General features: G+C 69.1%; 21 protein-coding genes. 15 read left to right on the forward strand and 6 right to left on the reverse strand.

Going from position 1 to position 19,565, the window contains the following annotated elements; genetic code table 11:
* Positions 1-72 precede the first annotated feature (72 nt).
* Complete coding sequence (locus B3S45_RS05550) at positions 73-462, reverse strand: prepilin-type N-terminal cleavage/methylation domain-containing protein (RefSeq protein WP_286717864.1); 390 nt, start codon at positions 460-462, stop codon at positions 73-75.
* 273 nt (positions 463-735) lie between these two features.
* Here B3S45_RS05550 and dnaK point away from each other — a divergent pair, with 273 nt between their 5' ends.
* The 6 genes from dnaK to B3S45_RS05580 all read left to right on the forward strand — a co-directional run bounded on the left by dnaK (position 736) and on the right by B3S45_RS05580 (position 6,746).
* Complete coding sequence (gene dnaK / locus B3S45_RS05555; protein WP_194384002.1) at positions 736-2,607, forward strand: molecular chaperone DnaK; 1,872 nt, start codon at positions 736-738, stop codon at positions 2,605-2,607.
* A gap of 2 nt (positions 2,608-2,609) precedes the next feature.
* On the forward strand, positions 2,610-3,215 hold the full coding sequence (locus B3S45_RS05560) for a nucleotide exchange factor GrpE (RefSeq protein ID WP_071045457.1): 606 nt from the start codon (positions 2,610-2,612) through the stop codon (positions 3,213-3,215).
* 8 nt (positions 3,216-3,223) lie between these two features.
* A complete protein-coding gene (locus B3S45_RS05565) occupies positions 3,224-4,228 on the forward strand; it encodes a DnaJ C-terminal domain-containing protein (protein ID WP_071045456.1) in 1,005 nt (334 codons plus the stop codon).
* A gap of 130 nt (positions 4,229-4,358) precedes the next feature.
* The gene (locus B3S45_RS05570) at positions 4,359-4,817 is read left to right on the forward strand and encodes a heat shock protein transcriptional repressor HspR (protein ID WP_071045455.1); all 459 of its coding nucleotides are present in this window, start codon (positions 4,359-4,361) and stop codon (positions 4,815-4,817) included.
* Between the two features lie 57 nt (positions 4,818-4,874).
* Positions 4,875-5,621, forward strand: coding sequence for a potassium channel family protein (locus tag B3S45_RS05575; RefSeq protein ID WP_071045454.1), 747 nt, complete (start codon positions 4,875-4,877; stop codon positions 5,619-5,621).
* 9 nt (positions 5,622-5,630) lie between these two features.
* Positions 5,631-6,746, forward strand: a complete 1,116-nt coding sequence (locus B3S45_RS05580; protein ID WP_286717871.1) for an AI-2E family transporter — start codon at positions 5,631-5,633, stop codon at positions 6,744-6,746.
* 3 nt (positions 6,747-6,749) lie between these two features.
* Here B3S45_RS05580 and B3S45_RS05585 read toward each other — a convergent pair whose 3' ends face one another.
* From B3S45_RS05585 to B3S45_RS05595, 3 genes are all read right to left on the reverse strand, one after another.
* Complete coding sequence (locus B3S45_RS05585) at positions 6,750-7,106, reverse strand: SHOCT domain-containing protein (protein WP_286717873.1); 357 nt, start codon at positions 7,104-7,106, stop codon at positions 6,750-6,752.
* Between the two features lie 18 nt (positions 7,107-7,124).
* Positions 7,125-7,538 (reverse strand): DUF6325 family protein, encoded by a 414-nt coding sequence (locus B3S45_RS05590; RefSeq protein ID WP_286717874.1) that lies wholly within the window; start codon positions 7,536-7,538, stop codon positions 7,125-7,127.
* A gap of 81 nt (positions 7,539-7,619) precedes the next feature.
* A complete protein-coding gene (locus B3S45_RS05595; RefSeq protein WP_286717875.1) occupies positions 7,620-8,279 on the reverse strand; it encodes a transaldolase family protein in 660 nt (219 codons plus the stop codon).
* Positions 8,280-8,368: 89 nt separating this feature from the next.
* On the opposite strand from B3S45_RS05595, the gene B3S45_RS05600 reads away from it, so the two are divergent.
* Genes B3S45_RS05600 through B3S45_RS05615 form a run of 4 tightly spaced genes read left to right on the forward strand, consistent with a single transcriptional unit; the run spans position 8,369 to position 11,564 of the window.
* Complete coding sequence (locus B3S45_RS05600) at positions 8,369-9,340, forward strand: ribokinase (protein WP_286717876.1); 972 nt, start codon at positions 8,369-8,371, stop codon at positions 9,338-9,340.
* Positions 9,337-9,741 (forward strand): D-ribose pyranase, encoded by a 405-nt coding sequence (gene rbsD, locus B3S45_RS05605; RefSeq protein ID WP_194384000.1) that lies wholly within the window; start codon positions 9,337-9,339, stop codon positions 9,739-9,741. The genes B3S45_RS05600 and rbsD overlap by 4 nt, the downstream gene beginning before the upstream one ends.
* 1 nt (position 9,742) lies before the next feature.
* A complete protein-coding gene (locus B3S45_RS05610) occupies positions 9,743-10,534 on the forward strand; it encodes a GntR family transcriptional regulator (RefSeq protein ID WP_194383999.1) in 792 nt (263 codons plus the stop codon).
* Complete coding sequence (locus tag B3S45_RS05615; RefSeq protein ID WP_286717880.1) at positions 10,518-11,564, forward strand: LacI family DNA-binding transcriptional regulator; 1,047 nt, start codon at positions 10,518-10,520, stop codon at positions 11,562-11,564. Before B3S45_RS05610 ends, B3S45_RS05615 begins: the two co-directional genes overlap by 17 nt.
* Before the next feature lie 58 nt (positions 11,565-11,622).
* Here B3S45_RS05615 and B3S45_RS05620 read toward each other — a convergent pair whose 3' ends face one another.
* The gene (locus B3S45_RS05620) at positions 11,623-12,699 is read right to left on the reverse strand and encodes an FAD-dependent monooxygenase (protein WP_286717883.1); all 1,077 of its coding nucleotides are present in this window, start codon (positions 12,697-12,699) and stop codon (positions 11,623-11,625) included.
* On the opposite strand from B3S45_RS05620, the gene B3S45_RS05625 reads away from it, so the two are divergent.
* Entirely contained in the window at positions 12,671-12,922 is a 252-nt protein-coding gene (locus B3S45_RS05625; RefSeq protein WP_194383996.1) for a hypothetical protein, read from the forward strand. The two genes, B3S45_RS05620 and B3S45_RS05625, sit on opposite strands and share 29 nt — an antisense overlap.
* A 206-nt stretch (positions 12,923-13,128) precedes the next feature.
* Positions 13,129-14,763, forward strand: a complete 1,635-nt coding sequence (locus B3S45_RS05630; protein ID WP_194383995.1) for a fucose isomerase — start codon at positions 13,129-13,131, stop codon at positions 14,761-14,763.
* A 4-nt stretch (positions 14,764-14,767) separates the two neighbouring features.
* On the opposite strand, the gene B3S45_RS05635 is transcribed toward B3S45_RS05630, so the two are convergent.
* Positions 14,768-15,637, reverse strand: coding sequence for a sugar phosphate isomerase/epimerase family protein (locus B3S45_RS05635; protein WP_071045446.1), 870 nt, complete (start codon positions 15,635-15,637; stop codon positions 14,768-14,770).
* Between the two features lie 200 nt (positions 15,638-15,837).
* Here B3S45_RS05635 and B3S45_RS05640 point away from each other — a divergent pair, with 200 nt between their 5' ends.
* The 3 genes from B3S45_RS05640 to B3S45_RS05650 all read left to right on the forward strand — a co-directional run bounded on the left by B3S45_RS05640 (position 15,838) and on the right by B3S45_RS05650 (position 19,489).
* Positions 15,838-17,343, forward strand: coding sequence for a sugar ABC transporter ATP-binding protein (locus B3S45_RS05640; protein WP_071045445.1), 1,506 nt, complete (start codon positions 15,838-15,840; stop codon positions 17,341-17,343).
* The gene (locus B3S45_RS05645) at positions 17,340-18,374 is read left to right on the forward strand and encodes an ABC transporter permease (RefSeq protein WP_286717891.1); all 1,035 of its coding nucleotides are present in this window, start codon (positions 17,340-17,342) and stop codon (positions 18,372-18,374) included. The genes B3S45_RS05640 and B3S45_RS05645 overlap by 4 nt, the downstream gene beginning before the upstream one ends.
* A 125-nt stretch (positions 18,375-18,499) precedes the next feature.
* Positions 18,500-19,489 carry an ABC transporter substrate-binding protein gene (locus tag B3S45_RS05650; protein WP_194383994.1) on the forward strand — a complete coding sequence of 330 codons (990 nt, stop codon included), beginning with the start codon at positions 18,500-18,502 and terminating at the stop codon, positions 19,487-19,489.
* The last annotated feature ends 76 nt before the right edge of the window (positions 19,490-19,565 follow it).

A 19,565-nucleotide genomic window follows, 5' to 3' on the forward strand; every position in this document is an offset into this window, starting at 1 on the left:
GATCCTTTCCGGGAGATGCGGGATGGCCGGGCCGACGCCACGCGTCGACCCGGCCGGAGTGAAGCGGCTGGGTCAGCAGCCGGGGCCGGAGGTAGCCGTCTCAGAGCCTTCTTTCGTGCCGGTGACGCAGTAGTTGTCGACGCTGGGAGCAGCAGTCGTAGGGTTAGCTGCGACGCTGAGGGTGATCCCGTCAGCCTCCAGGCCGTCGAGGCTTGTGTTGAGCGTGTCGATGGTCGGGGCGGTCGTGGCAGTCGCGATCTCCGTCGCGACCTGGCTTGCACCGTTGGCCGTGGCAGTGTCGAGCGCGCTCTGCTCTGCCTGCCCCTGAAGGCCCAGGAAGACCGGGACGGCGATCGCGGCCAGGACGCCGAGGATCACGACGACGACGATCAGTTCGATGAGCGAGAAGCCGGCGTCGCCGTTCTCCTTGCGACGCCGCAGGGCGGCGATGTAAGTGGTCATGCGAGTCTCCCTTAGCGGTGTCGAGGGTGCGGGAGGTCCCCGCGGCATCCACTGTCCCCAGCGCACCTCAGGTCTCCAATGCCCGGGCGTCAGGCGTTCCTCAGGTTTCCTTCAGCACCCAAACTTGAGCCGATGCATATCAACTTCATTTGACACCGCGAACCTCGCGGTCTACGCTTGAGTCGTCTCGGCTCAGGTCCCTGAGTCGACCCGTGACTTTCGGCAACAACCCGGGCCGCGCATCCGCTTCGGCCCCACCCAGAAGGAGAAGACATGCCCCGTGCTGTTGGAATCGACCTCGGTACGACGAACTCCGTCGTCAGCGTGCTGGAGGGCGGCGAGCCCAAGGTGATCGCGAACGCCGAGGGCTTCCGCACCACCCCCTCGGTGGTCGCTTACACCAAGGACGGCGAGGTGCTCGTCGGCGAGACCGCCAAGCGCCAGGCCGTCACCAACGTCGACCGCACCGTCTCCAGCGTCAAGCGCCACATGGGCACCGACTGGGGCTTCGACGTCGACGGCAAGAAGTGGACGCCGCAGGAGATCTCCGCGCGCATCCTCATGAAGCTCAAGCGCGACGCCGAGGAGTACCTCGGCGACACGGTGACCGACGCGGTCATCACCGTTCCCGCCTACTTCAACGACGCCGAGCGCCAGGCCACGAAGGAGGCCGGCGAGATCGCGGGCCTGAACGTGCTCCGCATCATCAACGAGCCGACCGCGGCGGCCCTCGCCTACGGCCTCGACAAGGGCCAGGAGGACGAGCTCATCCTCGTCTTCGACCTCGGTGGTGGAACGTTCGACGTCTCGCTGCTCGAGGTGGGCAAGGACGACGACTTCTCGACCATCCAGGTGCGCGCCACCTCGGGTGACAACCGCCTCGGCGGCGACGACTGGGACCAGCGCGTCGTGGACTACCTGATCAAGCAGTTCAAGGAGACCACCGGCGTCGACGTCTCGGGCGACAAGATCGCGCTGCAGCGCCTCAAGGAGGCCGCGGAGCAGGCGAAGAAGGAGCTCTCCAGCTCGTCGTCGACCTCGATCAACCTGCCCTACCTGTCGCTGACCGAGTCGGGCCCGGTTTCGCTGTCGGAGACGCTGTCGCGCGCCAAGTTCGAAGACCTCACCAAGGACCTCCTCGACCGCACCAAGAAGCCGTTCGAAGACGTCATCCGCGAGGCCGGCATCAAGGTCGCCGACATCGCCCACGTCGTGCTCGTCGGTGGCTCGACCCGCATGCCCGCGGTCGCCGAACTGGTGAAGAAGGAGACCGGCAAGGACGCCAACAAGGGCGTCAACCCGGATGAGGTCGTCGCCGTCGGCGCCGCCCTGCAGGCCGGTGTCCTCAAGGGTGAGCGCAAGGACGTGCTGCTCATCGACGTCACCCCGCTGAGCCTCGGCATCGAGACCAAGGGCGGCATCATGACCAAGCTCATCGAGCGCAACACCGCCATCCCCACCAAGCGGAGCGAGACCTTCACGACCGCCGACGACAACCAGCCGTCGGTCGCGATCCAGGTCTTCCAGGGCGAGCGCGAGTTCACCCGCGACAACAAGCCGCTGGGCACCTTCGAGCTCACCGGCATCGCGCCGGCCCCGCGCGGCATCCCGCAGGTCGAGGTCACCTTCGACATCGACGCCAACGGCATCGTGCACGTGTCCGCGAAGGACAAGGGCACCGGCACCGAGCAGTCCATGACCATCACGGGCGGCTCGTCGCTGCCCAAGGAGGACATCGACCGCATGGTGCGCGAGGCCGAGGAGCACGCCGCCGAGGACAAGAAGCGCCGCGAGGCCGCCGAGGTGCGCAACCAGGCCGAGACCGCGTCGTACTCGGTCGAGAAGCTCATCTCCGACAACGCCGACAAGCTGCCCGAAGAGGTCAAGACCGAGGTGCAGGCCGACGTCGACGCCCTCAAGTCCGCGCTCGCCGGTGACGACGACGAGGCCGTGAAGACGGCTTTCGACAAGCTGAACCAGAGCCAGCAGAAGCTCGGCGAGGCGATCTACCAGTCGTCGCAGAACGAGCAGGCCGCCCCCGGCGCCGGCGCGTCGGAGGAGCAGGCATCGACGGAGTCCGATGAGGATGTCGTCGACGCCGAGGTCGTCGACGAGGACGAGGACAGCTCGGAGGAGAAGAAGTAACCATGCCCAAGGACTTCGAACCGGGACCCGACGAGGTCCCCGAGAACGAGGTCCCCGGCGACGAGGGGTCGGAGGCTCAGGCCTCCGACCCTCAGCCGGAGGATCCGGCCCTGACCGTCGACGACATCCTCGGTGCGGAGCAATCCGAAGACGCCGCCGGTGCCGACGCCGAGGACCAGGTGCTCGCCGACCTCGAGTCGCAGCTGCTGGGAGACCTCAAGCGCCTGCAGGCCGAGTACGCCAACTACCGCCGCCGCACCGAAGAGCAGCGCGAGGTGGAGATCGAGCGCGCCAAGGGCTCGGTCGCCAAGGGACTGCTGCCGGTGATCGACGACCTCGACCGCGCGGAGAAGCACGGCGACCTCAACGAGGGCACCCCCTTCGCCGCGATCGCCGAGAAGCTGCGCGGCGTCGTCGAGCGCATGGGCATCGAGCCCTACGGTGCCGCCGGCGAGGCGTTCGACCCCCAGCACCACGAGGCGATCTTCCAGGCACCCACCCCCGGCACCGAGACCCCGACGATCCTCGAGGTCGTCGAAGTCGGATACCGCCTGGGCTCTGTCGAGCTGCGTCCGGCCAAGGTCGTCGTCGCCGTTCCGGCGGAGTAGGAGGACACGTGGCGAGTCAGGACTGGTTCGACAAGGACTTCTACAAGGTCCTCGGTGTCTCCAAGGAGGTCAGCGCCGCCGACCTCAAGAAGACCTACCGAAAGCTCGCGCGCACCTACCACCCCGATTCCAACCCGGGGGATGCCAAGGCCGAAGCGAAATTCAAGGAGATCAGCGAGGCGTACGCCGTGCTGAGCGATCCCGAGCAGCGCGAGGAGTACGACCAGATCCGGGCCATGGGCTCGGGCGCGCGCTTCACGGCCGGCGGATCCGGACAGGGTGGGGGCTTCGAGGACGTCTTCTCGAGATTCGGGCAGGGCCGTGGGGGCGGCGGCTACAGCAGCGCCGACTTCGACGACATCTTCTCGATGTTCAACCAGCAGCAGGGCGGTCGCGGTACCGGCTTCGGCTCCGGTCGGTTCGGGCAGCCCTCCGGCGGGTTCCAGGGATTCGGCGGTCCGTCGCGCGGTGCGGACGTCACCGCGCGCACGACCATCGACTTCATCACCGCCACCAAGGGCGAGACCATCACCCTGCAGGGTGAGGACGGCAAGCCGTTCAAGGTGAAGATCCCCGCCGGTGTGCGCGACGGGCAGAAGATCCGCCTGCGCGGCCGCGGTCGCCCCTCGCCGGACGGCGGGGAATCGGGCGACATCGTCGTGCAGGTGACCGTGCGGCCGCATCCGGTGTTCACCCGAGACGGGCTGAACCTGCGCGTGACCGTGCCGGTGACCTTCACCGAGGCCACCCTCGGCGCCACGATCGAGGTGCCGACCCTCGGCGGAGACCCGGTGCGACTGCGGGTCGCGGCGGGCACCCCGTCGGGGCGCGTGCTGCGGGTCAAGGGTCGTGGCGTGCAGACGCAGAAGGGCACCGGCGACCTCCTGGCGGAGGTGCAGGTGGCGGTGCCGTCGCACCTGGATGACGCGGCCCGTGAGGCGCTCGCGGCGTATCAGGCGCTGGAGCCGAAGGAGAACCCGCGCGCGGACCTCATGGCGAAGGCGCGCACGTAGCGTTTCGTCTCGCTCCGCTCGCTCAACGACCGGTGGGGGTGACCGGTGGCCGCGGAGTACCTTGGGATCAACCTTTCCGGTCGTTGAGCGACGAGCGGAGCGAGGAGACGAAACGGAACGAGGTGAGCACATGGTGGACCCCGACGAGATCGACGAGGACGCACCGATCCTCGCCATCGCCGGCGCCGCGGAGCTGGCGGGGATGCATCCGCAGACCCTGCGCCAGTACGACCGTCTCGGCCTCGTCGTGCCCGCCCGCACCCAGGGCGGGTCGCGCCGCTACTCGCTGCGGCACGTCGCGCAGCTGCGAGAGGTCGCGCGCATGTCGGCGGAGGGCATGAGTCTGCCGGCCATCGCGCGCATCCTCGAACTGGAGAACCGGGTGCGCGAGCTGCACCTGCGCGTGCGCGACCTCGAAGACCGCATGAAGAGCGAGCTCGAGCGACGCCCCGGTGCGCGCGTGTTCGCGGCCGGCGCGACCGGCTCGGTCATCTCGCTGCGCCACGGCACCCGCGTGCGTCGCGCCACCGAGGTCGTGCTGTGGCGTCCGCACCGCGCCCTGCCTCCCGCCGACGACACCGACTCGTGAGAGCCTGGGCGGCGAGGCTGCCGGTCAACGCCGGGCGGCGCTTCTAGGCTCGAACGCATGACGTTGGACCGGTGGCAGCAGATCACGAACTGGCCGCTGATCATCGCCTCGCTCGCCTTCATCGTCGCGTACTCGTGGCAGGTGATCGCCGACCTCGAGGGCGGCGAGTTCTCCCTCGCCCGGGCGATCATGTTCGCCACCTGGGTCGTGTTCGCGATCGACTACATCGTGCAGCTCTCCCTCGCCAAGCCGAAGGGCCGCTGGTTCCGCTCCCACCTGTTCGACCTGTGCGTCGTGGTGATCCCCGCCCTCCGCCCGCTGCGCCTGCTCAAGGCGCTCACCGTCATCCACGTGCTGCAGCGCACCGCCGGTGCGGCCCTCCGCGCACGCATCGCCGTCTACGGCGCGGGTGCCGCCCTCACCCTCATCTGGGTCGCCGCCCTCACGGTGCTCGAAGCCGAGCGCGACGCCCCGAACGCGAACATCACCTCGTTCGGCGACGCCCTGTGGTGGGCGTTTGTCACGATCACCACCGTCGGCTACGGCGACTACACGCCGGTCACCGCGTGGGGTCGGGTCATCGCGGTGCTGCTCATGACCGGCGGCATCGCCGTCGTCGGTGTCGTCTCGGCCACCTTCGCCTCGTGGGTGCTCGAGCGGGCCGCCGCCGGTGCGGATGACGCGGGCGAAGCCGCCACGCGCGGGCAGGTGCGCGCCCTCGCCGCCCAGATCGACGACCTCGGAACCCGCCTCGGCCGGCCGGGCGACGGCGCCGCATCCACCGACCGCCCGCCGAGCGCCTAGCCTGGCATCGTGAAGCGTCCCGCCCCCGCACCCGCCGCACCCGCGCCACCGGCGCTGTCGCCGTCGCTGCGGATCGTGATCGGACTCGCCGCGTCGGTGATCGTGCTCGTGGGGCTCTCGATCGGCCGCGATGTCGTCGGGCCGCTCGTGCTCGGCGCGGTCATCGTGATCATCTGCCAGCCGCTCGGCACGGCGCTGCGCCGCAGGGGGTGGCCGCGATGGGCGGCCACCACCGCCGTGATCGTGCTCGGCTACCTCATCCTCGCCGTGCTCGCCGTCATGCTCGCCTTCGCCGGCGTGCAGTTCGGGCGGCTCGTGCAGGACTTCGCCGGAGATCTGCAGCGGACCGCCCTGGCCGTCGTGGAGTGGCTCCGCGGTTTCGGCCTCGACGACCAGATCGCCGCCGCGACGGCCTCGCTGCTCTCGCCGTCGACCCTGCTGACGATCGCGTCGTCTGTCGGGGGCAGCGTGCTCGGCGTACTCACGGCGTTCTTCTTCGTGCTGGCCTACGTCATCTTCATGGCCGCCGACGCGTCGCGGTACTCGCGCGCCGAGACGGCGTTCGGCACCGGCATCCGACCGACCCTCGGGCGCTTCGCGGCCTACAACCGCAGCGTGCGCCGCTACTACGTCGTCAACGCCGCGTTCGGTCTCATCGTCGCCGTGATCGACGGGCTCGCGCTGTGGGCGCTCGGCATCCCGGCGCCGATGGTGTGGGCGATCCTCGCCTTCGTGACGAACTTCGTGCCGAACATCGGGTTCGTGCTCGGTCTCGTGCCCCCGGCGGTCCTCGCCCTCGTCGTCGGCGGCTGGCCGACGATGCTCGTCGTGATCGCGATCTACTGCGTCGTGAACGTCACCCTGCAGGTGCTCGTGCAGCCGAAGTTCGTCAGCGACGCGGTGAACCTGTCGTTGACGCTGAGCTTCTTCTCGGTCATCTTCTGGACCTTCATCATCGGGCCGCTGGGCGCCATCCTCTCCATTCCGCTCACCCTGCTGGTGCGCGCGCTCGTGCTCGAGGGCGACCCGAGCACGCGGTGGCTGCGCTGGCTGTCGGGGGATGTGGATGCGGCGATCCCCGCCGGTGAGGCACCGACGGGGATCGCGACGAAGAAGAAGCGGTGAGGCTCAGCCGAGGAGCTTGGCCTTCGCGGCGGCGAACTCGGCGTCGGAGAGCACACCGGCGTCTTTGAGCGCGGCGAGCTTCTGCAGCTCGGCGACGATGTCGACGCCGCCCGCCGCGGGGGCGGGGGCTGCGGGGGCGGCCGGCGCCGCCTGCTGCTGGGCGACGGCCTGCTGGGCCGCCTGCTGCATCGCGGCCTGCTGCTGGGCGGCCTGATACTGCTGCTGTTCGTACTCCGACTGCTGCTTGCGCTGGCGGTTGTTCGACATGGCGCCGCTGACGGCGCTGGCGGTGCCGGCGACGACGGCGGTGCGCGCGGCGAGACCGATCAGACCGGGACGGCCGACTCTGCGAATGGGCATGATGACTCCTTCTGCTTCTCAGGCCTCGTCGGCCAGATCCATGACGGCGTTGACGACGGGGGCCGGGATGCGCTCGGCGCTCAGCACGACGGCGCCGGCGCTGTCGAGGCGCTCGGCGAGCTCGCGCGCATAGCTGAGCTCGAGGGCGACCAGCAGCGCCGATCCTCCCGGCGGCACGAGCTCGGCGAGCTCGGCGATGTCCTCCTCGCCAGCGATGCCGACTTCGTGCAGCTCGAGCGCGAACTCGTCGGCCTCGACCTCGGTGACCGTGATGTCGCCGTCGTCGGACTTGGAGAGCAGCACGAGATCGAGCAGACGCATCAGTCCGCTCTCGAGCAGGTCGGACAGGGCGGCCATCGTGCCGGCGTCGGGGCGCTCGCCCTCGAAGCCGACGAGGTAGAGCTCGACGGGGCCGTAACGGAACGCGGGCATGGTGCGCCTTTCTGACGAGGAAGGATCCTCGCTGAGGCTAGCGCGCCGACCCGGTCGAGGGTAGACCGACCGTGGCCGGAGCTACCCGCGGATGCGGCCGATGGCGCCCTCGAACTCCTCGGCCGAGCGGCCGCTGATGTCGTCGGTGAGCAGATCGAGGATCACCTGCGGCGCCGCGGTGAAGTGGGACACTCCCGCTCGGCGCAGCCCCACGATGTCGTCGGGAGACCGCAGGCTCGCCGCGAGCACATCCGTGTCGGCCCCGGCGCAGGCCGCCTGCATGTCGCCGATGAGGGCGTCGCCGTCGAGGCCGGCATCCCGCAGGCGTCCGAGGTAGGGCGCGAGGTAGCGCGCGCCGTAGGCCGCACCGGCCAGGGCCTGCGCGACGGAGTAGACCGCGGTGATGAGCACCGTCGTGTCCTCCTGCACGAGGGAGGTGACCGCGGCGAACCCCGCCCGGGTGGCGGGCACCTTCACGGCGACCCGGTCGCCGAAGCCCTTGATCCAGGCCGCGTTGGTGAGCATCTCCTCGGTCGTCGCCCCCCACGTCTGGAAGAAGACCTGGGAGGCGCCTTCGTCGACCCACCGCTGGTACAGATCGGGGAGGGCGTCAAGGGCATGCCCGCCGCGCTCGAGGATGGTCGGGTTGGTCGTCACGCCCGTGACGAGGCCGTCGCGCAGCAGCTCGCCGACGAGGGCGAGGTCGGCGCTGTCGACGTAGAGGACCGGAGCGGTGGTCATGTTTCTCCCTCGAACCTGTCGTTACAGGTGGAATCCCCGATAATGTAGCGGAGTGCTGACGGCGCAGTCAAAGAAACGCAGGTGGTGCCATGACCGATGACCAGCAGGCTCTCCCCGGGGTCGTCGTCGTGGGATCCGTCACGGCCGACCTCACCACGTTCTCGACGCGATTGCCCGTGCCCGGCGAGACGATCCTGGGCGACGACTTCACCCTCGTGCTCGGCGGCAAGGGCGCGAATCAGGTCGTCGCCGCGGGCCGCGCGGGCGCTGCAGCCAGCTTCGTCGCGTGCGTCGGCAGCGACCTCTTCCACGACATGATCATGGATGGTCTCGTCGACGCGGGCGTCGACGTGACGCACGTGCGCACCGTTCCCGGTCCGACCGGCATCGCGCACATCCGCGTCGATGCCTCGGCGCAGAACGACATCGTCATGGTGCCCCTCGCCAACGCCGCGCTCAGCGCCGGTCAGATCGACGCCGGGCTGGACGCGCTCGCCGGCAGGGCATCCGTGCTCCTCACGCAGCTGGAGATCCCCGCACCGCTCGCGATGCACGCCATTCGGGCCGGCAGTGAGCGCGGGCTCACCGTCGTGCTCGATCCGGCGCCGGCGTCGGCTCTTCCCGACGACATCTGGCGCCACGTCGACGTCGTGACGCCCAACGAGACCGAGGCGACGGTGATGACGGGCGTCGAGGTGACCGATGTCGCGAGTGCCGAGCGGGCGGGGCGCTGGTTCCTGGAACGCGGCGTCGGCGCCGCGGTCGTGACCCTCGCCGGAGCCGGTGCCCTGCTGGTCAGCCCCGACGGAGCGCGCCTGGTCGCACCGTTCCCCGTCGAGGCCGTCGACACCACCGCCGCCGGTGACGCGTTCTCCGGATACCTCGGCGCGGCGCTCGCGGAGGGCGCCACCCTCGACGAGGCCGTCGTGCGTGCCGCCGCGGCGGGCGCGCTGGCCGTCACCGTGCGAGGAGCCTCGCCGAGTCTGCCGACCCGCGAGCGCGTCGACGCGTTCCTCGCCGAACGCCCCGCGCCCGAGATCGTCGACGGGAGCCGCGCATGAGAAAGATCCCCTCCACCATCAACCCCGCCCTCTCGCGCGTCATCAGCGAGACCGGGCACACCGATCTCATCGTCGTGACCGACGCGGGACTGCCGATCCCGGTCGGCAGCGAGCGGATCGACCTCGCCTACCGTCCGGGGGAGCCGGCCTTCCTCGACGTTCTCGACACGGTGCTCGGCGAGATGGTGATCGAGGGCGCGACCGCGCCGGCGGAGATCGCCGAGCAGAGCCCCGCCATGCTCGCGGCGCTGCGCGAACGCCTCGAGCCGCTCGGCGTCGAGCTCGAACTCGTGCCGCACGTCGAGTTCAAGGCACGCACGCGGAGCGCCCGCGCCTTCGTGCGATCCGGAGAGTTCACGGCCTACGCCAACGTCATCCTCCACGCCGGGGTCGCGTACTGACATGACGACCGAACCGCCGCACGGCGACGCGATAGACCGCCGGTCCTCGTCTCCGATGTACGACCAGCTGTGCCGGCTGCTGCTCGCGCGCATCTCGCAGGGCAAGCTCAAGCCCGGCGATCTGCTTCCCGGCGAGATGCGGCTGTGCGAGCACTACGGCATCTCCCGCACCGTCGTGCGGCAGGCGCTGGCGCAACTCGAACACGAGGGGGTCGTCGAGCGGGTCAAGGGGAAGGGCACGTTCGTGGCCCGCCCCAAGACGAGCGAGAGCCTCGTGCACACCCTGATGGGGCTCTACGAAGACGTCGAGCGCCGCGGCGGACACGTGCACAGCGATGTCATCCGGCACGAGCGCGAGGATGCCGCGGCCGATGTCGCCGAGGCGCTGGAGATCCCCGTCGGCGACTCCGTGATCGCCCTGGAGCGGCTGCGCTTCGTCGACGGCCAGCCGTGGTCGCTGTCGACGACATGGATGCCGGAGGCGGTGGGTGCCGTGACGCTCGGCGTCGACCTCGCCGACGCGTCGCTGTATCGCGTGCTCGCCGACAGCGGGATCGTCGCGGCCGAGGGCGTGCGTTCGGCCGAGGCGACGGTCGCCTCGCACGAGCAGGCGCGCCTGCTCGACCTCACCACCGGCGCCGCCCTGCTCCGCCTGCGCAGCGTCAGCCGCGACGCATCGGGGCGCCCGATCGAATTCTTCATCGCCCACCACCGTGGGGATCGGAGCCGGTTCGAGTTCGAACTCGCCTCCGACATCTCGCACGCCTCGCTCGTCCATGTCCACGCGGAGTAGGGCGCGCGCCGCGCGCGGCGCGGACGGCGGCGGTGCGGAGTCGGCGTTGTCGACGGCCACGATCTACGACGTCGCCAAGCGCGCGGGCGTCTCGCCCGCCACCGTGTCGCGCGTGTACAACGGCGTCGGGGTGTCACCGGCGAAGACCGAGGCCGTGCAGCGCGCCGCCCGCGAGCTGAAGTTCGTGCCCAACAGCACCGCGCGGAACCTCCGGACCGGCAGCGCGAACGCGATCGCGCTCGTGATCCCCGACATCGAAAACCCGTACTTCACCGAGACGGCGCGGGGCATCGAAGACGTCGCGTCGGCGGCGGGCTACTCGGTGATGCTCTGCAACTCCGACGGCGACATCGCCAAGGAGAGCACCTACCTCGGCATCGCCGCCTCCGCTCACATGGCCGGCGTCATCCTCGCGGCCGCCGGAGACGACACCGACGTGAGTGCGCTGCGTGCTGCCGGCCGGCCGATCATCGCCGTCGACCGTTCCGCGGGCGGCGGCGTCGACTCGGTGCTCATGGCCAACCGCGCGGCGGGGTACGCCGCGACGATCGATCTGCTGGATGCCGGCTATCGCCGGGTCGCCTGCATGGTCGGGGGGATGGCGATCGAGACGTCGCGGGAGCGCGCGCAGGGATGGCGGGACGCGATGGAGGAGCGCCTGGGCTCCGCCGATCCGGCGCTGCTGTACCCGACGACCTTCCATCTCGAGGGCGGCCGGGTCTCCATCGATGCGCTGCTGGCGGCGGAGAATCCTCCCGACGGCTTCGTCGCGGGGAACAACCTCATCGGCATGGGGGCGATCCAGCGCCTCGCGGAGCTCGGCACCCCGCCGCCGGCCTACGGCATGGCGGTCATCGGATCCCTTCCCTACACGATCATCTCGCCGTCGTCGGTGTCGATCGTGCGGCTGCCGGCGCGGGAGATGGGAATGACGGCGGCGCGGATGCTGCTGGACCGCCTCGCCGGCGACGACGCCCCGCCCCGCACCGTCGTGCTGGGCGGCGAGCTGCTCCCGCGCCTCGACTCGTGAACTCCGGGGCGGACGCAGGGCCAGGTCGCAAAACCTGCGTCGCCGCTTCGGACCGCCGTCACATGGCGACCAGCTGCGCGTTCCGCGACGCGATCGCCTCGGCGGTGGCGGGGAAGATCATCGGCACCCCGAACGCCTCCGTCTCGGTCTGGATCTTCTCCGCCGTCGGGCGGAAGCTGCGCTCGTACTCCGCGAAAGACCGATCGATGTCACCCCCGGCCACGACGAACGCGTCGTGCAGTGCGGTCGCGCCGAGGATCGCGACCGACCCGCCCATGCCCGCCGCCGGTGACGGGCAGTAGGCGGCGTCGCCGACCAGGGCCACGCGACCGGACGTCCACCGGGGAAGACGGATCTGGCTGAGCTTGTCGAAGGAGAAGTTGTCGGCGGTCAGTGCTGGCTCCAGCACCGTGGCGAACGGCTCGCCGGCGTCGGCGAAGTGCTCGCAGATGATCCTCTTCTGCTCCGCCATGTCGTGGTGGTCGTACGGGATCTCATCTTCGGAGCGGAACGCCAGCACGACGTCGGTCGTGTCGGCGTAGAAGTTCACCAGCAGCGTGCGGCCGGGGGTGTTCTGGATGCGCGTCGTCCACGACGGAATGAACGTGCCGTCGACCACGGTGACCGACATGTAGTTGTGCAGGAAGGTGCTGTACTCGCTCTCCGGCCCGAACCACAGTCGGCGCACGGTGGAGTGACTCCCGTCGCATCCCAGGACCATCGCGAAGTCTTCCTCGGGGCCGTTGCGGAAGGCGGCCCGCACGCCGTCCGCCGTCTCGGTCAGCGAGATGATCGAGTCGTCGAAGCGCACCTGCACGCCGTCGTCCAGCGCGCCGAAGAGGATCGCGAGCAGGTCGTCGCGGTGGATCTCCACATCGTCGTGCCGGTGGATCTCGTAGTCGTCGATCACGATGTTCTCGGCCGCGCTGTCCGGCTCGCGACGTGCGATGGGGGCGCCGTCGATGTCGGCGAACTCGGTCATGCGAGTGGGCAGCGCCTTCGCGCGGACGGCGTCGATCAGTCCCAGCCGGTCGGCGATCGCCATGGTGTCGCGGCGGAGGTCGATCGGCGTCCCGCCCTTCCGCACGTTCTTCGCGTTCTCGACGATGGTGACGCGGATCGCCGCGGCGATCACCTCGACCGACCCGGACCTTCCGCCCCTCGTCGCCCGCGCGCACGCGAGCGTCCTCGTCACCGTCATCCAGGCCGTCACCGACAGGGTCGGAGCGGCCGTGCTCTCCGGCACGGATCTCGCCTCCCTCACCGAGCAGCTGCACATCGATGCGGATGTCGCGCTCGTCGACGCCGCCGAGAACTTCCGGGCGACCAAGCGCAGGATGTCGACTCAGACCCGCTGACGCGTCCGGCTGCGGGCCAGGCGGCGGCGCATGAGCTCGAAAATTCGGGGTCGCGATGAAATCGATTTCATCGTAGACTCTCTCCAGATCCCGCGACGAAGAGGAGGTCCGATGAACCGCGTGGGCAGCTCTCACTCGCGTGGCGCCGGAACCGGCGCCGTCGCGCACGCGCCGGCGGAACGCCCGCTCGCCACCGAAAGGACATCATGACCTCGTACGCCCTGCCCGTCGTGTCCACGCCGCCGGAAGCTCCGGCGCGAACGGCCTACCTCATCGCCAGCGGTGACCTGCGCGAGTCGGCGAACGCGGCCGGCTGGCCGACCCAGGCGGCGATGGAGGCGGATGTCACGGCGGCGCTGGAGAAGCTCGGGTGGAGCGTGGTCCGCGCCAACGACATCGACCCGGCGACCGGGCACGGCTTCATCTCCAGTCAGCGCATGGGGATGGAGGTCTTCCGCTCGATTCCGCGCGAGGCGCCGCTCATCGTCGCCGAGGCCGTCTGGCAGTACAGCCATCACGTGCTCGCCGGCCTGCGCACCCACCGAGGTCCGATCCTCACGGTCGCCAACTTCGCCGGAGACTGGCCGGGCCTGGTCGGCCTCCTCGGCCTCAACGCGGGCCTGACCAAGATGGGCACGCCCTATTCGACGCTCTGGTCGGTCGACTTCGCCGACGAGTGGTTCCTCGCGGGTCTCGAGGAGTGGACGCGCACCGGCACCGTCACCCACGACGCCTCCCACGTGCGAGCGCTCCCCGAGCTGCCCGCAACGCCCGAGGTCGAGCTCGGACGCGCGCTCGGCGATCAGCTGCTGGCCGAGAAGGCGATCATCGGCGTCTTCGACGAGGGCTGCATGGGCATGTACAACGCGATCTTCGACGACGAGCTGCTGAACGCGACCGGCATCTACAAGGAGCGCCTGTCGCAGTCGGCGCTGTACGCGGAGATGCTCCAGGTGACCGAAGCCGAGGCGGACGCGGCGTTCGACTGGCTCGTCGAGCGCGGCATGACCTTCCGCTTCGGCGACGACGCGGCCACCGAGCTCACCCGCGAGCAGGTGCAGTGGCAGATGAAGATGTACATCGCGGCGCTGCGGATCGCCGACGACTTCGGGCTGGATGCGGTCGGCATCCAGTACCAGCAGGGCCTGAAGGACCTGGTGCCGGCCTCGGACCTCGCCGAGGGCATCCTGAACTCCACCGAGCGCCCGCCGGTGCTCTCCCGCGACGGGTCCCGCGAACTGTTCGCCGGCCGCGCCTTCCCCCACTTCAACGAGGCCGACGAGGGCGTCGCCGTCGATGCGCTCGTGACCGACCGCGTGTGGACGGCGATGGGGCTCGTTCCCGACAACACCCTCCACGACGTGCGCTGGGGCGAGGAGTACGACGGCGAGTTCGTGTGGGTCTACGAGATCTCCGGCTCCGTGCCCGCGTCACACCTCGGCGGCTGGGACAAGGCGGAGGGCTGGCGGCAGGGGGATGTCTTCTTCCCCGCCGGCGGCGCCACGATCAACGGCGTCTCCAAGCCAGGCGAGATCGTGGTCTCGCGCGTCTTCATCGCCGACGGGATCCTGCAGGCAGACATCTTCCGCGCGAGCGTCGTGGAGCTTCCGGAGGAGGAGACGCAGCGTCGCAAGAACGCCACGAACCCGGAGTGGCCGATCGCGCACGTCGTGCTGCACGACGTCACGCGCGACCAGTTCATGGCCCGACACAAGGCGAACCACGCGCAGGTGGTCTACGCCCCCGACGCCGAGACGGCCGACCGCGCCCTCGCTGCGAAGGCCGCGATGTTCGACCGCATCGGCATCCGGGTGAACCTCGTCGGTCGTGTGGATCTGTGAGGCGTCAATGCATCTCGATCGTCTGAACGGCGCGCTGAGCGTCCCTGATGAAGCGGTTGGCGTGCGCCGCGAGGTCGTCGCTGTCCTCCCACAGGTTGCGCCAGATGCCGAGCGTGTTGCTCAGCTGGGCGCTCACGACGGCCGAGGAGAACGACTCGAACACGACGGGGCCGTCGTAGCCGATGCGGTCCAGCGCCCGGAAGAAGTCGCCGAAGGCGACCGATCCGGTGCCGAGGTAGCCGCGGTGGCTCTCGCCGATGTGCACGTAGCCGAGGCGCGGGCCGGCGTCCAGCACGGGCTGGAAGAGGTCGGACTCCTCGATGTTCATGTGGTACGTGTCCAGGTGCACGCTCACGCGGTCGTCGCCGACGCCGTCGAGGTAGGCGAGCGCCCCGCGAGACGTGTTGAAGACGTTCGACTCGTAGCGGTTGACGACCTCGAGCGAAAGGCGGATGCCGCGCTCGGCGGCGGATGCCGCCAGTCGCGCGATCGCCGCCTGGCTCGCCGCCACGCCCTTCGTCGTCGGCGGAGTGAGGTACTTCTGCATCGCGGAGTAGATCACGCCGCACAGCACATCGCCGCCCATCGCGGCGACATGGTCGAGGCACTGCTCCAGCACCCGCTCTCCGGCCGCGACGACCGCCGCATCCTCGCTGGTCAGGTCGGTGGCCGCGGTGAGGCCGAGCGAGGCGGAGACGGCCAGGCCGGCATCGGCGATCATCCGGCCGGCGAGGGCGGAGTCGAAGCCGTCGGGATCCATCAGCGGGATCTCGATGAGATCGAAACCGGCGCGGGCCGTGCCCTCGACCGCGCGGCGCAGGCCGGCCTCGTCGAACTCTCCGGTGAAAACGAGACCATGGGCACCGATCTGCATGTCGTCCTCTCCCCCGAGGACGGCCGTCGTCCGCAGGTTGTGACGAAGATGTTATTACAGGTCTTCCCCCCGCGTCGGCGAGTAGATACATTTAGGTACAACTTGCGCTGCACGGCAGCGCGATGGAATATTGATCGGATGTTTACCGCCAGCGTGCGGAAGCACTCGATCGATCGGCCTTCGAAGAAGCAGGTGACACAGTGAGCGAGCCCATCCTCAGAGTCGAGGGGATCAGCAAGGGATTCCCCGGCGTCCAGGCCCTCAAGGACGTGCATCTGGAGGTGTACGCCGGCGAGGTTCTCGTGCTCGTCGGGGAGAACGGCGCGGGCAAGTCCACGCTGATGAAGATCCTCTCCGGGATCTACCAGCGCGACGAGGGCACGATCACCTTCGACGGCAAGGACGTCGAGCTGACCAGCCCGCTGCAGGCGCAGCAGCTCGGCATCACGATCATCCACCAGGAGATGAACCTGATGCCGGACCTCACCGTCGCGCAGAACATCTACATCGGGCGCGAGCCGCGCACGGGCCCGTTCGTCTCGGACACCAAGCTCAACGCCAAGGCGAAGGAGCTGCTGGAGCGGCTGAACATCCGGGTGGACCCCAAGCAGCCGGTCGGCGAGCTCACCGTGGCGAAGCAGCAGATGGTCGAGATCGCCAAGGCCCTCTCGTTCGACGCCAAGGTGCTCATCATGGATGAGCCGACGTCGGCGCTCACCGACAGTGAGACCGAGACGCTGTTCACCCTCATCGAAGACCTGAAGGCCCGCGGCACGGGGATCGTCTACATCTCGCACCGCATGGATGAGCTCAAGCGACTCGCCGACCGCGTCAGCGTGCTTCGCGACGGCACATACATCGGATCTCTGACGAAGTCGGAGATCGCGGTTCCGACCATCATCGAGATGATGGTCGGCCGCCAGATCGACGAGGGCGCGCGCCCGGAGGCGCGCGAGCACCTCGGCGATCCGGTCATCCTCGACGTGCAGAACCTCAGCACGAAGTCGCTCCTGAAAGACGTCTCCTTTCAGCTGCACAAGGGCGAGATCCTCGGTTTCGCCGGCCTCATGGGCGCCGGCCGCACCGAGACGGCGCGAGCGATCATCGGCGCCGACCCGCGCGACGGGGGAACCATCACCGTCGCCGGCAAGAAGGCGCGCATTCATCAGCCCGCTGACGCGGTCAAGCTCGGGGTCGGCTACCTCAGCGAGGACCGCAAGCTCCTGGGGCTCATGCTCGAGCAGGACGTCACCTTCAACACCGTGCTCGCCTCGCTCGGGTCGTACGCCAACGCCATCGGGTGGATGTCGGACGGCAAGGCCAAGCAGCAGACGAAGGACTACGTCAAGACGCTCCGCACCAAGACGCCGTCGGTCAACCAGGTCGTCAAGCTCCTCTCCGGAGGAAACCAGCAGAAGGTCGTCATCGCCCGGTGGCTGCTTCGCGACTGCGACGTGCTCATCTTCGACGAGCCGACCCGCGGCATCGACGTCGGAGCCAAGGAGGAGATCTACCGCGTGATGCAGGATCTCGCGGCATCCGGCAAGTCCATCATCGTCATCTCGTCGGAGCTCCCCGAGATCCTCCGCGTCGCCAACCGCATCGTCGTGATGGCGGGCGGCCGGATCACGGGCACCCTCCGCAACGAGGAAGCAAGTCAGGAAAAGATCATGCAGTTCGCCGCGCACGCGCAGGAGGAAGAATGAGCACCGAGCAGAACCCGGGCCCGTCGACGACGACGGTGATCCAGAACGCGATCGACGAGAAGAGCTCGTCGGGCGGTTTCGTGGGCCTCATGAAGAGGCAGCTCCAGCAGTCGCTGGCGTTCGGAACCCTGATCATCCTGGTGATCTTCTTCTCGATCTTCGGGAACAACTTCTTCACCTGGAGCAACATCTCGGGCATCCTCCTGGCCACCTCGGTGATCGGGATCCTCGCCCTCGGAACGACGTTCGTCATCATCACCGGCGGCATCGACCTGTCGATCGGCACCGGCATGACCCTCGCCGCGGTGATGACGGGCGTGTTCATCACGAACATGGGTCTGCCCGTCTGGCTCGGCGTGCTCGGCGGCATCGGCACCGGCGTGCTGATGGGGCTGGTGAACGGCCTGAACATCACCTTCCTCGGGCTGCCGCCGTTCATCGCGACCCTCGCGATGATGATGATCGCGCAGGGGCTCGCGCTGGTGATCTCGGGCGTGCGCCCGATCTACTTCTCCGGCTCGGCGCCGGACTTCAACCAGATCGCGCTCGGCACCCTCGTCCCCGGCCTGCCCAACGCCGTGCTCATCACGCTCCTGCTCGCCGTGGTCGGCTACCTCGTGCTCAACCGCACCATCCTCGGCCGCTACACCTTCGCGATCGGGTCGAACGAGGAGGCGACGCGCCTGTCCGGCGTCAACACGCGCCGCTGGAAGATCCTCATCTACATGTTCGCCGGCGCCTTCACCGGCATCGCGGGCGTCGTGCTCGCGGCGCGACTGGACTCCGCTCAGCCGCAGCTGGGCGTGGGCTACGAGCTGCAGGCGATCGCGGCCGTGATCATCGGCGGCACCTCGCTGCTCGGCGGCCGCGGCTCGATTCTCGGCACCGTCATCGGTGCGCTCATCATGAGCGTGCTCATCAACGGTCTGCGCATCATGTCGATCCAGACGGAGTGGCAGAACGTCGTCGTGGGCATCGTGATCCTCATCGCGGTCTTCTTCGACTCCCTCCGCAACCGCACCTCCACCTGACCTCGCCGGCGGCGACCGTGCCCGTCGCCGGCTCAGCCGGACATCCGGCAGGAAACAACCCGAGGCACACAGCAACACTGTCCGCACCGACCGGGCGACCGGTCTCACACAACAATGGAGTTTCAATGAAGTACGGAAAGAAGGTCGCCTTCGCGGCCACCGTCGCGGCAGCGGCTCTCGCCTTCGCCGGATGCTCGAGCTCGGACGGCTCGTCCGGGGGCGAGGCCGGCGGCGACGGCGACTCGATGTACATCGCCATGATCTCGAAGGGCTTCCAGCACCAGTTCTGGCAGGCCGTCAAGCAGGGTGCCGAGGAGCGCGCCGCCGAACTCGGCGTCGAGATCACCTTCGAGGGCCCGGCCGCCGAGACCGAGGTCGACGCGCAGCTGCAGATGCTGCAGACGGCGATCGACAAGGACCCCGACGCAATCGCGTACGCCGCGCTCGACCCCGAGGCGTGCATCCCCCTGTACGAGAGCGCCGAGGCGGCCGGCATCCCGGTCGTCGAGTTCGACGCGCCCTGCGACAGCGACTACTCGCTGAGCCTGGCCGCGACCGACAGCATCGTGGCCGGCGGCATCGCGGCCGAGCACATGGCCGAGCTCATCGGCGGCGAGGGACAGGTCGCGATCGTCGGCCACAGCCAGATCAACTCGACCGGTGTCGAGCGCCGCGACGGCTTCGTGCAGGAGATCGAGGAGAACTACCCCGACATCGAGATCGTCGACATCCAGTACGGTGACGGCGACCACCTGAAGTCGGCCGACATCGCCAAGGCGATGATCGCCGCGTACCCCGACCTCAAGGGCATCTACGGCACCAACGAGGGCTCCGCGATCGGTGTCGTGAACGCCGTGAACGAGCTCGGTCTCGACCCCGGTGAGATCACGATCGTCGGCTTCGACTCCGGCGCCGCGCAGATCAACGCGATCAAGGACGGCACGATGGCCGGTGCCATCACGCAGGACCCGATCGGCATCGGCGCGACCGTCGTGCAGGCCGCGTACGACGCCGCGATGGGTGAGACCGTCGAGGGCTTCTACGACACCGGCTCGTACTGGTACGACGCCGACAACATCGACGACGAGGACATCGCGGCGGTCCTCTACGAGTAAGCCGCACCATCGAGAAGGGCTCCCGCCGCGGCGGGAGCCCTTCTTCGTGCGCCCGCGGTGGGGGAGGGGAATCGCG

The organism is Microbacterium sp. UBA1612 (genome assembly GCF_002321605.1).
GTDB lineage: Bacteria > Actinomycetota > Actinomycetes > Actinomycetales > Microbacteriaceae > Microbacterium > Microbacterium luteum.

Bases quoted from the DNA above. Each gene is read 5' to 3' on its own strand.
- B3S45_RS05630 (WP_194383995.1), top strand. From the start codon at position 13,129: ATGACCTCGTACGCCCTGCCCGTCGTGTCCACGCCGCCGGAAGCTCCG.
- B3S45_RS05625 (WP_194383996.1), top strand. From the start codon at position 12,671: ATGGTGACGCGGATCGCCGCGGCGATCACCTCGACCGACCCGGACCTT.
- B3S45_RS05645 (WP_286717891.1), top strand. From the start codon at position 17,340: ATGAGCACCGAGCAGAACCCGGGCCCGTCGACGACGACGGTGATCCAG.
- B3S45_RS05575 (WP_071045454.1), top strand. From the start codon at position 4,875: ATGACGTTGGACCGGTGGCAGCAGATCACGAACTGGCCGCTGATCATC.
- B3S45_RS05650 (WP_194383994.1), top strand. From the start codon at position 18,500: ATGAAGTACGGAAAGAAGGTCGCCTTCGCGGCCACCGTCGCGGCAGCG.
- B3S45_RS05600 (WP_286717876.1), top strand. From the start codon at position 8,369: ATGACCGATGACCAGCAGGCTCTCCCCGGGGTCGTCGTCGTGGGATCC.
- B3S45_RS05590 (WP_286717874.1), bottom strand. From the start codon at position 7,538: ATGCCCGCGTTCCGTTACGGCCCCGTCGAGCTCTACCTCGTCGGCTTC.
- B3S45_RS05550 (WP_286717864.1), bottom strand. From the start codon at position 462: ATGACCACTTACATCGCCGCCCTGCGGCGTCGCAAGGAGAACGGCGAC.
- B3S45_RS05585 (WP_286717873.1), bottom strand. From the start codon at position 7,106: ATGCCCATTCGCAGAGTCGGCCGTCCCGGTCTGATCGGTCTCGCCGCG.
- B3S45_RS05635 (WP_071045446.1), bottom strand. From the start codon at position 15,637: ATGCAGATCGGTGCCCATGGTCTCGTTTTCACCGGAGAGTTCGACGAG.
- B3S45_RS05595 (WP_286717875.1), bottom strand. From the start codon at position 8,279: ATGACCACCGCTCCGGTCCTCTACGTCGACAGCGCCGACCTCGCCCTC.
- dnaK (WP_194384002.1), top strand. From the start codon at position 736: ATGCCCCGTGCTGTTGGAATCGACCTCGGTACGACGAACTCCGTCGTC.
- B3S45_RS05615 (WP_286717880.1), top strand. From the start codon at position 10,518: ATGTCCACGCGGAGTAGGGCGCGCGCCGCGCGCGGCGCGGACGGCGGC.
- rbsD (WP_194384000.1), top strand. From the start codon at position 9,337: ATGAGAAAGATCCCCTCCACCATCAACCCCGCCCTCTCGCGCGTCATC.
- B3S45_RS05610 (WP_194383999.1), top strand. From the start codon at position 9,743: ATGACGACCGAACCGCCGCACGGCGACGCGATAGACCGCCGGTCCTCG.
- B3S45_RS05570 (WP_071045455.1), top strand. From the start codon at position 4,359: ATGGTGGACCCCGACGAGATCGACGAGGACGCACCGATCCTCGCCATC.
- B3S45_RS05560 (WP_071045457.1), top strand. From the start codon at position 2,610: ATGCCCAAGGACTTCGAACCGGGACCCGACGAGGTCCCCGAGAACGAG.